Below are 675 nucleotides of genomic sequence, written 5' to 3'. Positions count from 1 at the left end.
GCTCCAGCGCGGTGAGCGAGGTGAGCCCGCTCTCCAGGAAGTTGCTGTCGTCCTCGATGGTGGCCTCGGGCAGGATGCTCGCGAGCTGAGCGCGCACCGTCTCGCGCAACAGCGCCTCGCGCTCCTCAGGGGTCGCGGCGGCGAGGTCCTCGCGGAGCTTGGCGCCGTCGAGGTTGGCCTCGCTGTTTTCGGTGTCCATCACTTTCTCCCGTCTCGTTGGGGCTTCGGGACGCGGCCGTCGGCGGCGCCGACGGCGGTGAGCGTCCCGGAGAACTCGTGGCCGGCGGCGGGCCGCCGTAGGCCGCGCGCACCCGGACAGCGGCGGTCCGCGTCCCCTCGCGCGGACCGGGCCCGGGCCGGCATGGCGTACGTGGTCACGACGGTCCCGTCGCGGGCACGGCGGGCGGCGCTGCCCGTTCGGTGGGCCGGAACTCCGGGAGGTCGGCGAAGAGGCGCCGTACGCCCAGCTCCGTCGCGTGGTCGGCCACCCAGGCCCAGTCGATGTCCGCGACCACCGCGGCCGGTGCCTGGGCCGCGACCGCGTCGCGCAGGGCCTGGACCACCGCCTGCCCGGGCAGCGCCGCCATCCCGTTGCCCCGCAACTGCTTGGCGGCGCCGACGACCGCGTCCGGCTCGCCGACGGGGCCCAGGGCAACCGTCACGGCGGGCACACCG

2 protein-coding genes are annotated in these 675 nt (G+C 76.1%); both read right to left on the bottom strand.

The window, feature by feature from the left end:
- A partial coding sequence (locus KUM32_RS37220) for an acyl carrier protein (RefSeq protein ID WP_217146280.1) occupies positions 1-199 on the bottom strand: 199 nt, incomplete at its 3' end.
- Between the two features lie 175 nt (positions 200-374).
- A partial coding sequence (locus KUM32_RS37215) for a hypothetical protein (protein WP_217146279.1) occupies positions 375-675 on the bottom strand: 301 nt, incomplete at its 5' end.

Source organism: Streptomyces sp. AC627_RSS907, from assembly GCF_019049165.1.
The sequence above is the reverse complement of the archived record's forward strand: the minus strand, read 5'-3'. Positions and strand labels throughout refer to the sequence as shown.